We start from the raw sequence: 14,617 nt of genomic DNA on the forward strand, positions 1-14,617 counted from the left end.
GAGATCCATTGAGCCAGCACACCCCGTTGCACGCCGGCTGGCGGCTCACCGCAGCCGTCGGCTCGCCGGTGCCCGACAACGTGGCCACCGCGACGGTGCCCGCGACCGTCCCCGGCTGCGTCCACACCGACCTGCTCGCCGCCGGGCTCATCGAGGACCCCTACCTCGACGACAACGAGACGCGTCTGTCCTGGATCGGCCGCGCCGGCTGGGTCTACGAGACGACCTTCGACTGGACGCCGGGCGACCAGACGGGCACCGACCTGGTGTGCGAAGGGCTCGACACCGTCGCCACGATCACCGTCAACGACGTCGAGGCCGGCCGCACCTCCAACATGCACGTCGGCCACCGCTTCCCCGTCCGGCACCTCCTGCGCGAAGGCGAGAACCGCATCGCCGTGCGCTTCGGATCGGCCTACGGATACGCCGAGCGCACCCGCGACTTCCTCGGCGACCGGCCCAACGCCTACCCCGAGCCCTTCGGCTTCATCCGCAAGAACGCCTGCAACTTCGGCTGGGACTGGGGCCCCACCCTCGTCACGGCCGGGATCTGGCGCCCCATCGAACTCCACGAATGGACCGCGCGGCTGGCGCGCGTCCGTCCACTGGTGACCGTCGACGACGGCGTCGGCAAGGTCCGGCTGCACATCGACCTCGACGACGACACCGCCGGGCCCCTCACCATCGCCGTGCGCATCGACGGCAACCGCGTCGACGTCCCGGTCACCGACCCCACCGCTGAGACCGTCGTCGACATCGACGTACCCGGCGCCCGCCTCTGGTGGCCCCGCGGCTACGGCGAACAACCCCTCTACGACCTCGACGTCGAACTCCTCGGCGAGGACGGAACCGTCCACGACACCTGGTCGCGCCGCGTCGGCTTCCGCACCGTCACCCTCAACACCGAACCCGACGAACACGGCCGCCAGTACACCGTCGAAGTCAACGGCCGCCCCATCTGGGTCCGCGGCGTCAACTGGATCCCCGACGACGTCTTCGTCGCCGGCATCACCCGCGAACGCCTCGCCGAACGCTTCGCCCAGGCCGTCGACGCGAACGTCAACTTCCTGCGCGTCTGGGGCGGCGGCATCTACGAGTCGCGCGACTTCTACGAACTCGCCGACGAGCTGGGGCTCATGGTCGGCCAGGACTTCCTCTTCGCCTGCGCCGCCTACCCCGAGGAGCAGCCGATCGCCGGACACGTCGAGGCCGAGGCCCGCGACAACGTTGTTCGGCTCGCGAGCCACCCGAGCCTGGTGCTGTGGACCGGTAACAACGAGAACATCTGGGGCCACGAGGACTGGGGCTGGAAGGACGAACTCGGCGAGCTCACCTGGGGCGCCGGATACTACTTCGAGACCCTGCCGTCCATTGTGGAAGAACTGGACCCGACCCGCCCTTACTGGCCCGGCAGTCCCTGGTCGGGCTCGAACGACCTGCACCCCAACGATCCCGCGCACGGCAACATGCACATCTGGGACGTCTGGAACACCCACGACTACACCCACTATCTGACCTACACCCCGCGCTTCGCCGCCGAATTCGGCTACCAGGCGCCACCCGCCTACGCCACCCTGCGCCGCGCGCTGTCCGACGAGGTCCTGGCGCCCGACTCGCCCGGCATGGCCCATCACCAGAAGGCCGCCGACGGCGACCTCAAACTCCGACGCGGCCTCGACGCCCACTTCGGCGAGCCCGCCGACTTCGACGACTGGCACTGGCTCACCCAGCTCAACCAGGCCCGCGCCCTGTCGCTGGGCATCAGCCACTTCCGTTCCCTGCGCCCGGTCTGCACGGGAACGATCATGTGGCAGCTCAACGACTGCTGGCCCGTCACCTCCTGGGCCGCCGTCGACGGCGACGGGCGCCGAAAGCCCCTCTGGTACGCCCTGCGCGAGGTCTACGCCGACCGACTCCTCACCGTGCAGGAACGCGACGGGGCACCCGTCCTGTTCGGTGTCAACGACTCCGGCGCGGCCTGGGACGCACCCGTGGAGATCACCCGCATGTCCTTCGACGGCCGCGTGCTCGCCAAGCACACCGCCACCCTCCACGCCGACTCCCACGGCACGGCCCGCATAGACCTCGCCGCCGAGACCGCCACGCCCGAATACGATCGGGGCGAACTGCTCCTCGCCGAGGCCGACGGCCACCGAGCCTGGTGGTTCTTCGGCCGCGACAAGGATCTGGCCTACCCCGAAGCCGACTTCGAGGCCACCGCCGAACCCGTCGAGGGCGGCTACGCCGTACGTGTCGAGGCGCGCTCGCTGTTGCGCGACCTCACGCTGTTCCCCGACCGGGTCGACCCGCAGGCCACAGTGGACACCGCCATGGTGACCCTGCTGCCGGGCGAGTCGACGGTGTTCACGGTGAGCGCTCCGGAAGGACTGGACCCGGTGGCCTTCACGGTCGCGCCGGTGCTGAGGTGCGTCAACGACACCAGGCGCTGAACTTCCCGTGCGGGAAGGCGCCGCGGCGCCTTCCCGCACGGTCGCGCCTCACGCGTACTTCTCCGCGATCGCGCGTACGGTCGCCGCGAGCCGCTCGCGCATCCAGCCCGGTTCGAGGAGTTCGGCGTCCTCACCGAAGCGCAGCACCAGGGTCGTGGTGTACTCCACGCTCTCGTAGGGGATCCGCGCGGTGACCCAGCCGTCGGCTCCGGCGACTCCGGTGTCGGCGACGGCGCGCACGCTGTTGCCGTCGAAGAGGTCGGTCAGCATCTCCATCCCGGTGGGGGACAGGCGGACCGTGACCTCACCGTGCACCCGGCGGGCGTCGAACTCGCCGAGGTACTCCCGCCAGTGGGCGGCCAGGTCGAAGTCGGCCGAGCGCTGGAACCCCGTCCCGGTCGGCGACATGGAGAGCACGCGCGAGACGCGGTAGGTGCGCATCTCGCCGCGGTCGGCCCCGACCAGGTACCAGTGCCCGCCCTTGAGGACCAGGCCGTAGGGGTCGAGTTCGCGGTCGACCTCGCGCGGGCTCGCCCAGCGCCGGTAGCGGACGGCGATGCGCCGCTCCTCCCAGACCGCGCGGGCGATCGCGGCCAGGTGCGGGGTGTCGTCGGCGGTGCCGTACCAGTCGGGAGTGTCGACGTGGAAGCGGTCGCGGACCCTGGTCGCCTGCTCCCGCATGGGATCGGGCAGCGCGGCCATGAGCTTCAGCGTCGTCGCGGCGGCCAGCCCGCCGAGCCCGAGCGCGGCGGCCGGTTCGGGCAGTCCGGTGAGGAACAGCGCGCCCGCCTCGTCGGTGGTCAGGCCGGTCAGCTTGGTGCGGAAGCCGTCGGGGAGGTGGTATCCGCCGTCGTGGCCCGGGTCGCCGAGCACCGGCACGCCGCTGGCCTGGAGCGCGGCGATGTCGCGGTAGACCGTGCGGACCGAGACCTCCAGCTCGTCGGCGATCTGCCGCGCGGTCCTGCGCCCCTTGGCCTGCAACAACAGGAGGGTGGAGAGCAGGCGGCCGGCGCGCATGCCGAAGCTTTACACATCCACTGACAGAAGATGGCAGTGGTGCGGACATAGCGTTCGGGCATGAACGATTTCGACTTCTTCGTCGGGTCCTGGAAGGTCGCCAACCGACGGTTGAGGACATGGCTGTCGGGCGACACCGAATGGGAAGAGTTCGAGGGGACGACGGTGTGCCGGCTGCTCCTCGACGGGGTCGGGATGGTCGACGAGATGGCCTTCCCGAGCAAGGGCGTCACCGGTATGACCGTCGGATTCCAGGACCAGAAGAGCGGCGAGTGGTCGCTCTACTGGGTCGACGGCCGCGACGGGATCCTCACCGAGCCGGTCGTCGGCAAGGTGAGCGACGGTGACGGCGAGTTCTACGGCGAGACCGTCCACGAGGGACGGACCGTTCGGGTCCGCAACGCGTGGGCCGGGCGAGGCGCCGACGCCTTCCGCTGGGAGCAGTCCTTCTCCGCCGACGACGGCGAGACCTGGGAACTCAACTGGGTCATGGACTTCACCCGCGATTAGGTCAGGACGCGGGTGACGGGGGTGGTGGGGCCACGCGGGCACGAGGCCCCACCACACGCCCGCGGTCAGATCGCGTAGGTGACCGATACGGTGACGTTCGAGCAGCCGGCGGCCAGCGACGTGAGCGTGCTCTTCTCGGCGCTGTCGACGGTCAGGCGCCAGCGGATCTTCACCGCGACCCACTCGGTGATGTAGCGGCACCGGACGCTGGTCACCGACGGCAGCCACTCGCGCGGGTCCTTGTCGCCCTTGGCCTGGTTGACGTCGTCGGTGACCGCGATGAGCGAACGGGAGTCGCCGAGGTCGTTGGCGAAGGCGCGCCGCTGCGTCGAGGTCCAGTTGCGCGAGCCGGAGTCCCAGGACTCGGCGAGTGGGACGAAGTGGTCGATGTCGAGGTCGGCGGGCAGGGTCCAGTACGCGCCGTCGTAGTAGGAGAACCAGCGGCCGCCGCTGAGCGTGCAGCCGGAGCCGACGCTGGGCGCGGTGGTCGCCTCGGCGATGAGGATCTCGTAGCGGGTGTTGCAGCCGTCGCCGTCGGCGTCGATCCAGTGCTGGAACAGGTCGCGGTCGTAGCCGGTGCGGATCTCGGTGGCGACGGGGAGGCCGGCGACCGCGGTGCGCAGTGGTGCCGAGTAGGACGCCGCTTGCGCCGGTGCCGGGTAGGCGAAAGCGGAGAGAGTGGAGGCGGCGACGAGGGCCGCGAGGAGGAGTGTGGCTCGGGTTAAGAGCTTGGACATGAAGGTCTCCGGGGTCGGAGGGACTGGTGACCTCATGGTCGGGGGTGAAGTGGGGGGTGTCAATGACATGAATATGACGAAATGTGGATCTGTTGGGGGCGGGGGAGTGGCGGGGTGGTTGTCCACAACCCGCCGGTTGTCCACAGGGAAGGGGATTCGGGTTCGCCACGTGGGCCTGACGTCCCTCTACCGTCGAACGTAGGGAGGAGGCCGGGAGGCCCCACAGCCCGGAAGTGGCGTCGGGCGCCGGGCGGGCGGGTGCGCGGCAGGCGGGGGCGCGGCAGGCGCACAGACCGCCGCCAGGCCCCACCCTGGCGGGCGCACAGACCGCCGCCAGGCCCCACCCCGGCGGGCGCGACAGCCGCCGAGCGCCCGCACGCGCCAGACCCACGGCGAGCGACGCCGACACACCACCCCACCGAACCCCGGCGCCGGCGAGGAGCGAGCCGGCCCGGTGCGGCTGCGCCTGGGGCCGCGGCCGCGACGAGGCCGCCGACCGGAACGCGCCTCGCCGGACGGGGCGAGGCGACTCCGGTCGGCGGGATCGGATGTGCGGAGAACCTAGTGGTAGAAGTGCCGCGCCCCCGTCAGGTACATCGTCACGCCGGCCTTCTCCGCCGCCGCCGCGACCTCCTCGTCGCGGATCGACCCGCCCGGCTGCACGACGGCCTTGACGCCCGCGGCCAGCAGCACTTCGAGCCCGTCGGCGAAGGGGAAGAACGCGTCCGAGGCCGCGACCGAGCCCTTCGCGCGGTCGTCGCCGGCGCGCGTCACCGACAGCCTCGCCGAGTCGACGCGGTTGACCTGCCCCATCCCGACCCCGACGGTCGCGCCGTCCTTGGCGAGCAGGATCGCGTTCGACTTCACCGAACGGATCGCGCGCCAGGCGAAGGCCAGGTCGGCGAGCGTCTCGTCGTCGGCGGGAGTACCGGTGGCCAGCCGCCAGTTGGCGGGGTCGTCGCCTTCGGCGTCGACGCGGTCGGCCTTCTGCGCGAGCACTCCACCGGAGACCTGCTTGAACTCCAGCGGCGCGGGTGTCCACTCAGGGGCGAGCAGGACCCGCAGGTTCTTCTTCGTGCGCAGCAGTTCCAGGGCCTCGTCGGCGAAGGAGGGCGCGACGATGACCTCGGTGAAGATGTCCTTGACCTGCCGGGCCAGCTCGACGGTCACCTCGCGGTTGACCGCGATGACACCGCCGTAGGCGCTGACCGGGTCGCAGGCGTGCGCCTTGCGGTGGGCCTCGGCGACGTCGGCGCCGACGGCGATCCCGCACGGGTTGGCGTGCTTGATGACCGCGACGCACGGGTCGGCGAAGTCGTTGGCCGAACGCCACGCGGCATCGGCGTCGACGTAGTTGTTGTACGACATCTCCTTGCCGTTGAGCTGCTCGGCCTGCGCCAGCCCGGCCGCGGCCTGCGGCTCGTTGTACAGAGCGGCCGCCTGGTGCGGGTTCTCCCCGTACCGCAGCGTCTTCTCCAGCGACAGCGCCTGCCCGACGAACGCGGGGAACTCCGCGCCCTCGCCGGTCTCGCGTGCCAGCCAGCTTCCGACGGCGGCGTCGTAGGTCGCGGTGTGCGCGAAGGCGCGCGCGGCGAGGCGCTTGCGGTCGGCGAAGGTGAACCCGCCGGCCTCGACGGCCGCGAGCAGCTCGGCGTAGAACGACGGGTCGGTGACGACGGCGACGTTCGCGTGGTTCTTCGCCGAGGAGCGCACCATCGCCGGGCCGCCGATGTCGATCTGCTCGATGATCTCGTCGGTCGAGGCGCCCGAGGCCAGCGTCCGCTGGAACGGGTAGAGGTTGCTGACCAGGAGGTCGAAGGGCTCGATGTCCAGTTCGGACAGTTGCGCCCGGTGCGTGTCCAGCCGCAGGTCGGCGAGCAGGCCCGCGTGGACGCGCGGGTGCAGCGTCTTCACGCGCCCGTCGAGGCACTCCGGGAAGCCGGTGAGCTCCTCGACCCGGGTGACCGGGACGTCGAAGGACTCGATGGTCGAGGCCGTCGATCCGGTCGACACGATCGCGACGCCGGCGGCGTGCAGGCCGCGGGCGAGGTCTTCCAGGCCGGTCTTGTCGTAGACGCTGACCAGCGCGCGGGTGATGGGTTTGCGTGCGTCGCTCATTACTCGCTCTTCTGTCCGAGGGTTACCTTGCGTCCGGTCACGGTCCAGCCTTCGCGCACCATCCGGCCGACGCAGTCGACGAGTTGCCGCCGCTCGGCTTCCTTGATGTGCTCGGTGAGCGTGTCCACGGTGTCGTCGTCGAGGACGGGCACCGCCACCTGCGCGATGATCGGGCCGGTGTCGATGCCCGCGTCGCAGAAGAAGAGGGTGGCCCCGGCGAGTTTGACGCCGGCCTCGAAGGCGTCGCGGGGGCCGTGCATGCCGGCGAAGGAGGGCAGCAGGGAGTTGTGCGTGTTGATGTAGCGGTCGCCGAACTCGGCGAGGAATGACTTCCCGAGGATCTTCAGGAAGCCGGCCGACACGACCAGGTCCGGCTTGGCGGCGGCGACGTCGGCGGTGACCGCGGCGTTCCACGCCTCGCGCTCGGCGAAGTCCTTGACCCGGTGCACGAAGGTGGGGATCCCGGCGCGCTCGGCGCGCGTCAGCCCGGCGATGCCTCCCCGGTCGGCTCCCACCGCGACGACCTGGGCGCCGAACGCCGGGTCGTCGCAGGCGTCGATGAGCGCCTGGAGATTGGTGCCGGAGCCGGATATGAGGACGACGAGACGAGCGGGGCTACGCAGGGTCACGACCTACCTTAACCGCCGGTCGCGGCCCAGAAGCGCACGGGTCGCGGCGGCGCCGAAGGCGACCGCGACGGTGATGGTGCCGGTGGCGGTCAGTGCGGTCAGCCAAAGGTGCGGCCCGATCGTCGCCAGCCTGCCCGTGCCGAGAGGTCCCGACCCCGCGTAGGCCGCGATCGCGATGAGGGCGCCGCACACCAGTCCGGCCGCGATGCTCGCGAGGAGAAGGCGGGCCAGCCGCAGGTCGGAGCTTCGCCGCGCGAGGAAGACGCCGAGCAGGACGCCGACGGCCAGCGGCACGCCGAGCAGGACCGTCGCGGCGGGCGGTGCGGGCTGGGTCGGCAGCGCGGCGAGCAGCGGCACCGCCGGGACCGGCCCGAGGACCACGTCGACGAGCGAGACGGTCGTGCCCGTGCCGACGGCGAAGCCGGGCCCGAGCAGGAAACTGGTCGCCCAGATGGTGAAGGTCGGTACGTAGAGGAGGCAGATCAGGCCGACGCCGAGCGCGCCGGTGCCGTAGCCGTCGAGGATCTCCGTGGCCGCCGCGCCGTTGGCCGCCAGGGATACCCCTGCCGCCAGGGCGCCCGCGGCGAGCAGGACCAGCGCGGCGATGCCGCCGGTGCGGATGCCGCGGCGCAGCCACTGCGGCAGGCGCCGCCAGCGCCGGACGCCGACCTTCGACTCGCGCAGCGCGCCCCACAGCGCGAAGACGACGGCGAAGAGCGCCGCGTGTCCCGCGCTGCGCAGGACGGGGACGCTGAAGAACTCGGAGTCGACCAGTGCCGCGACGATCACCGCGACGCCCGTGTACGGCGGGACGATCGCGAGGAGCACCGACCGCACGGCCGCCGTGTCGCGCGCGCCGATCGCCCGGGCGGTGTTCGCGCCGGCCTTCTTGAGGCGCCACGCGAGCAGGGCGGTGATGACCAGCGGGGGCAGACCGATCAGGCTGCCGCCGATGCCGACCGGGACGCCGTGGCCGAGGAGCCAGGTCGCGCCCGCGACGCGGACCGCGTCGGACGCCGAACCGGGGTGCCCCGCGATGAACCAGGCGGCGAGGACGCAGACGATCAAGGGCGTGGCGATGACCACCACGGCCCAGCCCGTGGTCGCGCCCCCCGCGGTGAACACCGACCGCGCCGTTCGCTTCCGCCGCGGGGGCGGGGGCCGGTCGGCGACCGGGACCGTCTCGCGCTGACCGCCGCGCGGACGTTGTTGTACGGGGACGGTCTCACGCTGCGTACCCCGCCGTTGGCGGACACGGCTGACGTCGACCTTCGCGGTCTCGCGTTGTGCGCCTCGTTTCCGGCTCTGCTCGCCCATCGCGGTAAGTGTCTCAGGGGGAGCACCGAATCGGGTGGCGGCCTGCCGGGCTTGATCGCACGGCCTGGCGGCTTGTGCCGTTGCCCGGCCGTCAGGGAGGCCGCCGTCAGGCCGGACAGGGTCGCCCGGCTGCCCGGGAACCTGCAACACGCGTTGCCGAAGCTGTGGATCACCGCCGTGCACGGCCGCTGCTACAGTGCCGCAACAGATCAGCGCCCCAAGGAGAAGCCCATGTCACTTTCCCGTTTACGTCAGCGGATCGCCGGCACGCTCGTGGCGTCCGTCGTGGCTCTCGGAGCCGTCTTGCTCGTGATGCCGTCACCGGCGATGGCCGCGACCGGCCCGCACTATTGGATGTACACCGACGACTCCTCGCCCAACGGCGGGAGGGTCGACTTCTGGTCGAACGGCGACATCGTCCAGCTCTGCGACGTTCACGCGGACGGAGCCCACGCTGATCTCATGGTTTACGACAAGTCCGCCGGCGGGGAACTTCGCTACCACATCACCGCCTCGGGCTCCGGTGTGTGCAATACCGTTCGCGCGTCGGACGGAGGGTGGTACGACCTGCCCGAGGCCCACTGCTTCCTCTTCGTGATCAAGCTCTACGACGGCCGCGTCAGCGTGGAGAGCGAGGACCGCGCCTCCTGGAGGAACTACAACGACGCGAAGGCGAACTGCTAGTTCCGGGAGCCGTGGCGGTTCACGTGTGAGTCGTCCGGAGTCGATCCGGATCCCACGTGCCTGCTCAGGGGAACGTGCCCCCGGCCGTCCTTCAGGACGGCCGGGGGCACGTTCTGTGCGGCTACAGACCTTCGACGACCTCGCGCATGAGCTTCGCCGTCTCCGACGGGGTCTTGCCGACCCTCACGCCGGCGGCCTCAAGGGCGACCTTCTTGCCCTCGGCGGTGCCGGCGGAGCCGGAGATGATCGCGCCCGCGTGCCCCATGGTCTTGCCGGGAGGCGCGGTGAAGCCGGCGATGTAGGCCACGACCGGCTTGGTCACGTGGTCCTTGATGAACTCCGCGGCCCGCTCCTCGGCGTCGCCGCCGATCTCGCCGATCATCACGATCGCCTCGGTCTCCGGGTCGGCCTCGAAAGCCTTCAGGCAGTCGATGTGCGTGGTCCCGATGACCGGGTCGCCGCCGATGCCGACGGCGGTCGAGAAGCCGATGTCGCGCAGCTCGTACATGAGCTGGTAGGTCAGCGTCCCCGACTTCGACACCAGGCCGATCTTGCCGGAGCCGGTGATGTCGGCGGGGATGATTCCCGCGTTGGCCTTGCCGGGCGACTGGAGACCCGGGCAGTTCGGCCCGATGATCCGCGTCTTGTTGCCCTTGGCGCCCGCGTGGGCCCAGAAGGACACCGAGTCGTGCACGGGCACGCCCTCGGTGATGACGACCGCGAGGCCGATCTCGGCGTCGATGGCCTCGATGACGGCGGCCTTGGTGAAGGCCGGCGGTACGAACAGCACCGACACGTCGGCGCCGGTCTCGGCCATGGCCTCGGCGACGCTCGCGAAGACCGGCAGCGCCACACCGTCGAAGTCGACCTTGGTGCCGGCCTTGCGCGGGTTCACGCCGCCGACGACGTTGGTGCCCGAGGCGAGCATGCGGCGCGTGTGCTTCATGCCCTCCGAGCCGGTCATGCCCTGGACGATGACCTTGGAGTTCTCAGTGAGGAAGATAGCCATCGTTACGCTCCCTGCGCCGCGAGCTGGGCGGCCTTGTCGGCCGCGCCGTCCATCGTGTCCACTCGCTGCACGAGCGGGTGGTTCGCCTCGTCGAGGATCCGGCGACCCTCCTCGGCGTTGTTGCCGTCCAGCCGGACGACCAGCGGCTTGGCGACCTCTTCGCCGCGCGACGCCAGCATCGCCAGCGCCTGCACGATGCCGTTGGCGACCTCGTCGCAGGCGGTGATGCCGCCGAAGACGTTGACGAACACCGACTTCACGTCGGCGTCGCCCAGCACGATCTCCAGGCCGTTGGCCATGACCTCGGCAGAGGCGCCGCCGCCGATGTCGAGGAAGTTGGCCGGCTTCATTCCACCGTAGTTCTCACCGGCGTAGGCGACCACGTCCAGCGTGGACATGACCAGGCCGGCGCCGTTGCCGATGATGCCGACGTTGCCGTCGAGCTTCACGTAGTTGAGGTCCTTCTCCTTGGCCGCCTGCTCCAAGGGGTCGACGGCGTTGACGTCGACGTACTCCTCGTGCCCGGGGTGACGGAACGACGCGTTCTCGTCGAGGGTGACCTTGGCGTCGAGGGCCAGGACGGTGCCGTCGGCGATACGGGCGAGGGGGTTGACCTCGACCAGGGTGGCGTCCTCGGCGACGAAGGCGTCCCACAGCTTCACGAACATGGTGACCAGCTGGCCGCGCAGTTCGGCGGGGAACTTGGCCCGGTCGACGATCTCGCCGGCCACGGTCTCGTCGACGCCCTTGATCGCGTCGATCGGGAGCTTGAGGACCTTCTCGGGGTCTTCCTCGGCGACCTGCTCGATCTCCATGCCGCCGGCGGTCGAGGCGATGCACAGGAAGGTGCGGTTGGCGCGGTCGAGCAGGAACGAGAAGTAGTACTCCTCGGCGATGTCGGCCGTGACGCTCAGCATGACCTTGTGGACGGTGTGGCCCTTGATGTCCATGCCGAGGATGTCGGTGGCACGGGCGAAGGCCTCGTCGGCGCCGTCGGCCAGCTTCACACCACCGGCTTTACCGCGGCCGCCGACCTTGACCTGCGCTTTGACGACGACCTTGCCGCCCAGGCGCTCGGCGAGCTCGCGAGCCTCTTCCGGAGTGGTGGCCACTCCGCCGTCGAGCACCGGCACCCCGTGCCGCTCGAACAGCGCGCGCCCCTGATATTCGTACAGGTCCACGATTAAGTCCCTGCTCCCTGCGTCTTCGCTGACATTGGTTGAGACAACTCATGGTCGCCGGGGCGACTCCTCCGCAGGGTAGCGAGGGGGTTGCGATCGCACCCGCGCCGGGTGTGTCGTACGTGTCACATCGACGGGGAGTCACCGGATCCGGGTGCCGACTCGGCGCGCTGGCGGTCGACGGCGGCGGCGATCTTGAAGCGCGACTGGTCCTTGCCGCTGTCGGTGAGGGCGAAGGGCGTGCCGTGGGCCTGCCGGGCCGGCGCGGTGCGCTGCCAGAGTTTCGGCTGGGTGCGCTCCAGTTCGGCGGCGGTGTCGTCGGCGTCGACGCACAGGAACCAGAAGCCGCCGTGAGTGGTCGAGCGCACGCCGGTGACCTGCGACCAGGGCACGCCGACGAGGTGGCGCGGGCCGATGCGGAACCAGATGTTGCCCGTCTCGACGACCAGGACGGGGAAGGCGGTCTGCCGGCGCCACTCGTAGAGGGTGTGACCGAGGATGCCGAGGCCGACGATCAGCAGGCCCCATGCGACCGGGGAGCGGTAGTCGACGGCGAGCTGGACGAGCCCGCCGAGGGCGACGAGACCGCCGACCAGTCCCATGGCGCCGTAGACCTTGCGCTGCGCCTTCGAGTCGGCGCGCACGACGAAGGTCGGCTCGGGCGGGGGGCTGGTGCGGATCTGCATGGGACGCCTTTCGTGGTGTGGTCTCGTGGGGTGGGTGTGGGGCGGGTCGGGGTCGTGGGTTCTGCCGGGACGATTGTGCCCGACAAGCGTGCGAATCCGACACGCCGAAAACTAGTTGTAGAAGATCTGCGTGCAGGGCGTAACCCTCGTCTGGCAGGATCGTTGATATCAACGTCGGCCAAAACGGACAGTGAGCGGCGATAAGCCGCCCGGTTCGGGCCGATGTTTACGGCCGATGCCCTGTCGGTCGAGGGGTGGCGGCGGGGTGTCGTGCATGAGAGGGACCGGACGTCTGAGGGGTGCGTCCGGTCCCTCGTTATATACGACGGGGGCGGCGGTGGCTTCGGCTGCCGCCGCTTTTCTGTGGGTTTCGGGTTTTGGTCTCGGGTCGGGTCGGCTCGCGGGGTTAGAACCGGCTGGGTGGCTCCGCCCCCAGCACCCCCGCCGGGACGCTGTCCCGGACCCTGCTGGGACTCCGTCCCAGACCCTGCTGGGAGGCTTCGCCCCCAGGCCCCCACCAGGGACTCCGTCCCTGGGCCCGGACCTGAGCCTGGGCTGCGGGCCGTATAGGCGTTGCCGTGGCGGCGGCCCGAACATATCCACAACCCACAAGTTATCCACAGGGTCGGCCGCTGAGCCCTACACAGCTATGCGTGGCGCTCTTCTACAGTCAGAAGTGGGAGGCGGCATGGGCGGCCCCTCCGTTTCGATCTGGAGAAAACCGTCCCGGCCCATCGGGACGACACGGCCCTCCGGCCCGGCCCAACCAGCCCAGCATTTCCGCCCCGGCCCTCCGGCCCGGCCAAGCAGTCGCCCCGGCCCAAGCAGCCCGGCCTTCCGCCCCGGCCTAAGCGGCCGATGCGGTCTTCACGTTGTCGCGTACCCACTCGACGATCGACGTCGTCGTGGCCCCCGGCGTGAAGATCTTCGCGACGCCCATCTTCGTCAGCGCCGGGATGTCTCCGTCGGGGATGATTCCCCCGCCGAAGACGACGATGTCGGTCGCCTGCTGCTCGGTGAGCAGGGCGATCACCCGCTCGAACAGTGTCATGTGCGCGCCGGAGAGGACGGAGAGGCCGACGACCTGCGCGTCCTCGGCGATCGCCGTCGCCACGATCTGCTCGGGCGTCTGGTGGAGGCCGGTGTAGATGACCTCCATGCCGGCGTCGCGCAGAGCGCGGGCGACCACCTTGGCACCGCGGTCATGGCCGTCCAGGCCCGGCTTGGCCACCACGACCCTGATGCGTGAACTCATGGTCTTCACCCTTCAAGCACGGCGCCTCGGTGCGCCAACGACTCGCAGTCGAGCCTACCGATCGTTCAGGTGCCGCAGGGAGAAGGTGTGGGGGAGGTCCCGGTCACAACGCTGCGTGACTCATCGGTTACGGTGTTCGGCGATTGGGGGTGTCTCGTGAGGGACAGTCACTTCGTCGCGAGGCACCGGGCCGCCCCGAACTGGGAGGCCACCGCGTCGCAGATCCTCGGGCGTGTGGGCGCCGAATGGGAGTTCGGCGCCGGAACGTACGTGGGGCGCCGCCGCGCGGCCTCCGCCATCCAGATCCAATACGCGACCGTCGTCGCCACGGCGGTCATCGCCGGGGGCGTCATCGCCCTGGGCAGCGCGGCCGCCATGCCCGACGAGGGCCCGGCGCCGTCCGTCGCGGGACCGCCCGCCGTTGTCGCCGTCGTCCAGGACGGACAGGCGGGGGGCGAGGAGAGTGTCGTGCAGCGCACGACGGCCACCGTCGCCACGCGGGGGGTGGACCGCACACCGCTGAAGTCGCAGCCCGCCGAGGAGATCTGGACGTCGCCCCTGAAGAACGGCGAGTTCGACCTCACCTCCTTCTTCGGGCAGCGCTGGGGCGTCCTGCACGCGGGGATCGACCTGGCCGCGCCGACGGGTACGCCCGTCTACGCCGCCCACAGGGGCACGGTCGTCGAGGCCGGCTGGGCGGGAACGTACGGGTACCTGGTGGTCATCGATCACGGGAAGGGGCTGTCGACGTATTACGCGCACAACTCGGCGTTGTCGGTCAGCGCCGGCGACAAGGTCGAGGCCGGCGACCCGATCTCGAAGGTCGGCAACACCGGGTACTCCTTCGGTCCGCACAGTCACTTCGAGGTGCATCTCAACGGCGAGAAGGTCGACCCGATGCCGTACCTGAAGAAGCGCGGGCTCGACGTGGCCAAGGCCGCCGAGAACGTCTACCCCGACGACTCGCTGCTCCCCGGTTAGGCGGGCGGCGTGTCTGTCGTACCCCCGGAATAGACTCGACGGG

Annotated in this window: 13 protein-coding genes; 4 read left to right on the forward strand and 9 right to left on the reverse strand. The window is 70.4% G+C overall.

Annotated features, from left to right (window positions below; translation table 11 throughout):
• Positions 1-8 precede the first annotated feature (8 nt).
• Positions 9-2,450, forward strand: coding sequence for a glycoside hydrolase family 2 TIM barrel-domain containing protein (locus AB0I28_RS16740; protein WP_357494056.1), 2,442 nt, complete (start codon positions 9-11; stop codon positions 2,448-2,450).
• A 48-nt stretch (positions 2,451-2,498) separates the two neighbouring features.
• Here the strand turns inward: AB0I28_RS16740 and AB0I28_RS16745 are convergent, their stop codons facing one another.
• On the reverse strand, positions 2,499-3,467 hold the full coding sequence (locus AB0I28_RS16745) for a YafY family protein (RefSeq protein ID WP_357494058.1): 969 nt from the start codon (positions 3,465-3,467) through the stop codon (positions 2,499-2,501).
• Between the two features lie 60 nt (positions 3,468-3,527).
• Here AB0I28_RS16745 and AB0I28_RS16750 point away from each other — a divergent pair, with 60 nt between their 5' ends.
• Positions 3,528-3,977, forward strand: a complete 450-nt coding sequence (locus AB0I28_RS16750) for a hypothetical protein (protein WP_357494060.1) — start codon at positions 3,528-3,530, stop codon at positions 3,975-3,977.
• 65 nt (positions 3,978-4,042) lie between these two features.
• Here the strand turns inward: AB0I28_RS16750 and AB0I28_RS16755 are convergent, their stop codons facing one another.
• The 4 genes from AB0I28_RS16755 to AB0I28_RS16770 form a co-directional block, all read right to left on the reverse strand.
• Positions 4,043-4,714, reverse strand: coding sequence for an HNH endonuclease family protein (locus AB0I28_RS16755; protein ID WP_357494062.1), 672 nt, complete (start codon positions 4,712-4,714; stop codon positions 4,043-4,045).
• A 561-nt stretch (positions 4,715-5,275) separates the two neighbouring features.
• Positions 5,276-6,832: a bifunctional phosphoribosylaminoimidazolecarboxamide formyltransferase/IMP cyclohydrolase gene (gene purH, locus AB0I28_RS16760; RefSeq protein ID WP_357494064.1), complete on the reverse strand. Its 1,557-nt coding sequence runs from the start codon at positions 6,830-6,832 to the stop codon at positions 5,276-5,278.
• On the reverse strand, positions 6,832-7,461 hold the full coding sequence (gene purN, locus AB0I28_RS16765; protein ID WP_357494066.1) for a phosphoribosylglycinamide formyltransferase: 630 nt from the start codon (positions 7,459-7,461) through the stop codon (positions 6,832-6,834). Before purN ends, purH begins: the two co-directional genes overlap by 1 nt.
• Before the next feature lie 3 nt (positions 7,462-7,464).
• On the reverse strand, positions 7,465-8,778 hold the full coding sequence (locus AB0I28_RS16770; protein WP_357494068.1) for a DUF6350 family protein: 1,314 nt from the start codon (positions 8,776-8,778) through the stop codon (positions 7,465-7,467).
• A 231-nt stretch (positions 8,779-9,009) separates the two neighbouring features.
• Here AB0I28_RS16770 and AB0I28_RS16775 point away from each other — a divergent pair, with 231 nt between their 5' ends.
• Positions 9,010-9,462, forward strand: coding sequence for a hypothetical protein (locus AB0I28_RS16775; protein WP_357494070.1), 453 nt, complete (start codon positions 9,010-9,012; stop codon positions 9,460-9,462).
• Between the two features lie 121 nt (positions 9,463-9,583).
• On the opposite strand, the gene sucD is transcribed toward AB0I28_RS16775, so the two are convergent.
• The 4 genes from sucD to AB0I28_RS16795 all read right to left on the reverse strand — a co-directional run bounded on the left by sucD (position 9,584) and on the right by AB0I28_RS16795 (position 13,593).
• Positions 9,584-10,471 (reverse strand): succinate--CoA ligase subunit alpha, encoded by an 888-nt coding sequence (gene sucD / locus AB0I28_RS16780; protein WP_357494072.1) that lies wholly within the window; start codon positions 10,469-10,471, stop codon positions 9,584-9,586.
• A 2-nt stretch (positions 10,472-10,473) separates the two neighbouring features.
• Complete coding sequence (gene sucC / locus AB0I28_RS16785) at positions 10,474-11,652, reverse strand: ADP-forming succinate--CoA ligase subunit beta (RefSeq protein WP_357494075.1); 1,179 nt, start codon at positions 11,650-11,652, stop codon at positions 10,474-10,476.
• 125 nt (positions 11,653-11,777) lie between these two features.
• On the reverse strand, positions 11,778-12,338 hold the full coding sequence (locus AB0I28_RS16790; RefSeq protein WP_357494078.1) for a hypothetical protein: 561 nt from the start codon (positions 12,336-12,338) through the stop codon (positions 11,778-11,780).
• An 847-nt stretch (positions 12,339-13,185) separates the two neighbouring features.
• On the reverse strand, positions 13,186-13,593 hold the full coding sequence (locus AB0I28_RS16795; RefSeq protein WP_357494081.1) for a cobalamin B12-binding domain-containing protein: 408 nt from the start codon (positions 13,591-13,593) through the stop codon (positions 13,186-13,188).
• A 156-nt stretch (positions 13,594-13,749) separates the two neighbouring features.
• On the opposite strand from AB0I28_RS16795, the gene AB0I28_RS16800 reads away from it, so the two are divergent.
• Complete coding sequence (locus AB0I28_RS16800) at positions 13,750-14,574, forward strand: M23 family metallopeptidase (RefSeq protein ID WP_357494083.1); 825 nt, start codon at positions 13,750-13,752, stop codon at positions 14,572-14,574.
• Positions 14,575-14,617 lie beyond the last annotated feature (43 nt).

This window comes from Phytomonospora sp. NPDC050363 (assembly GCF_040655735.1).
Taxonomy (GTDB): domain Bacteria; phylum Actinomycetota; class Actinomycetes; order Mycobacteriales; family Micromonosporaceae; genus Phytomonospora.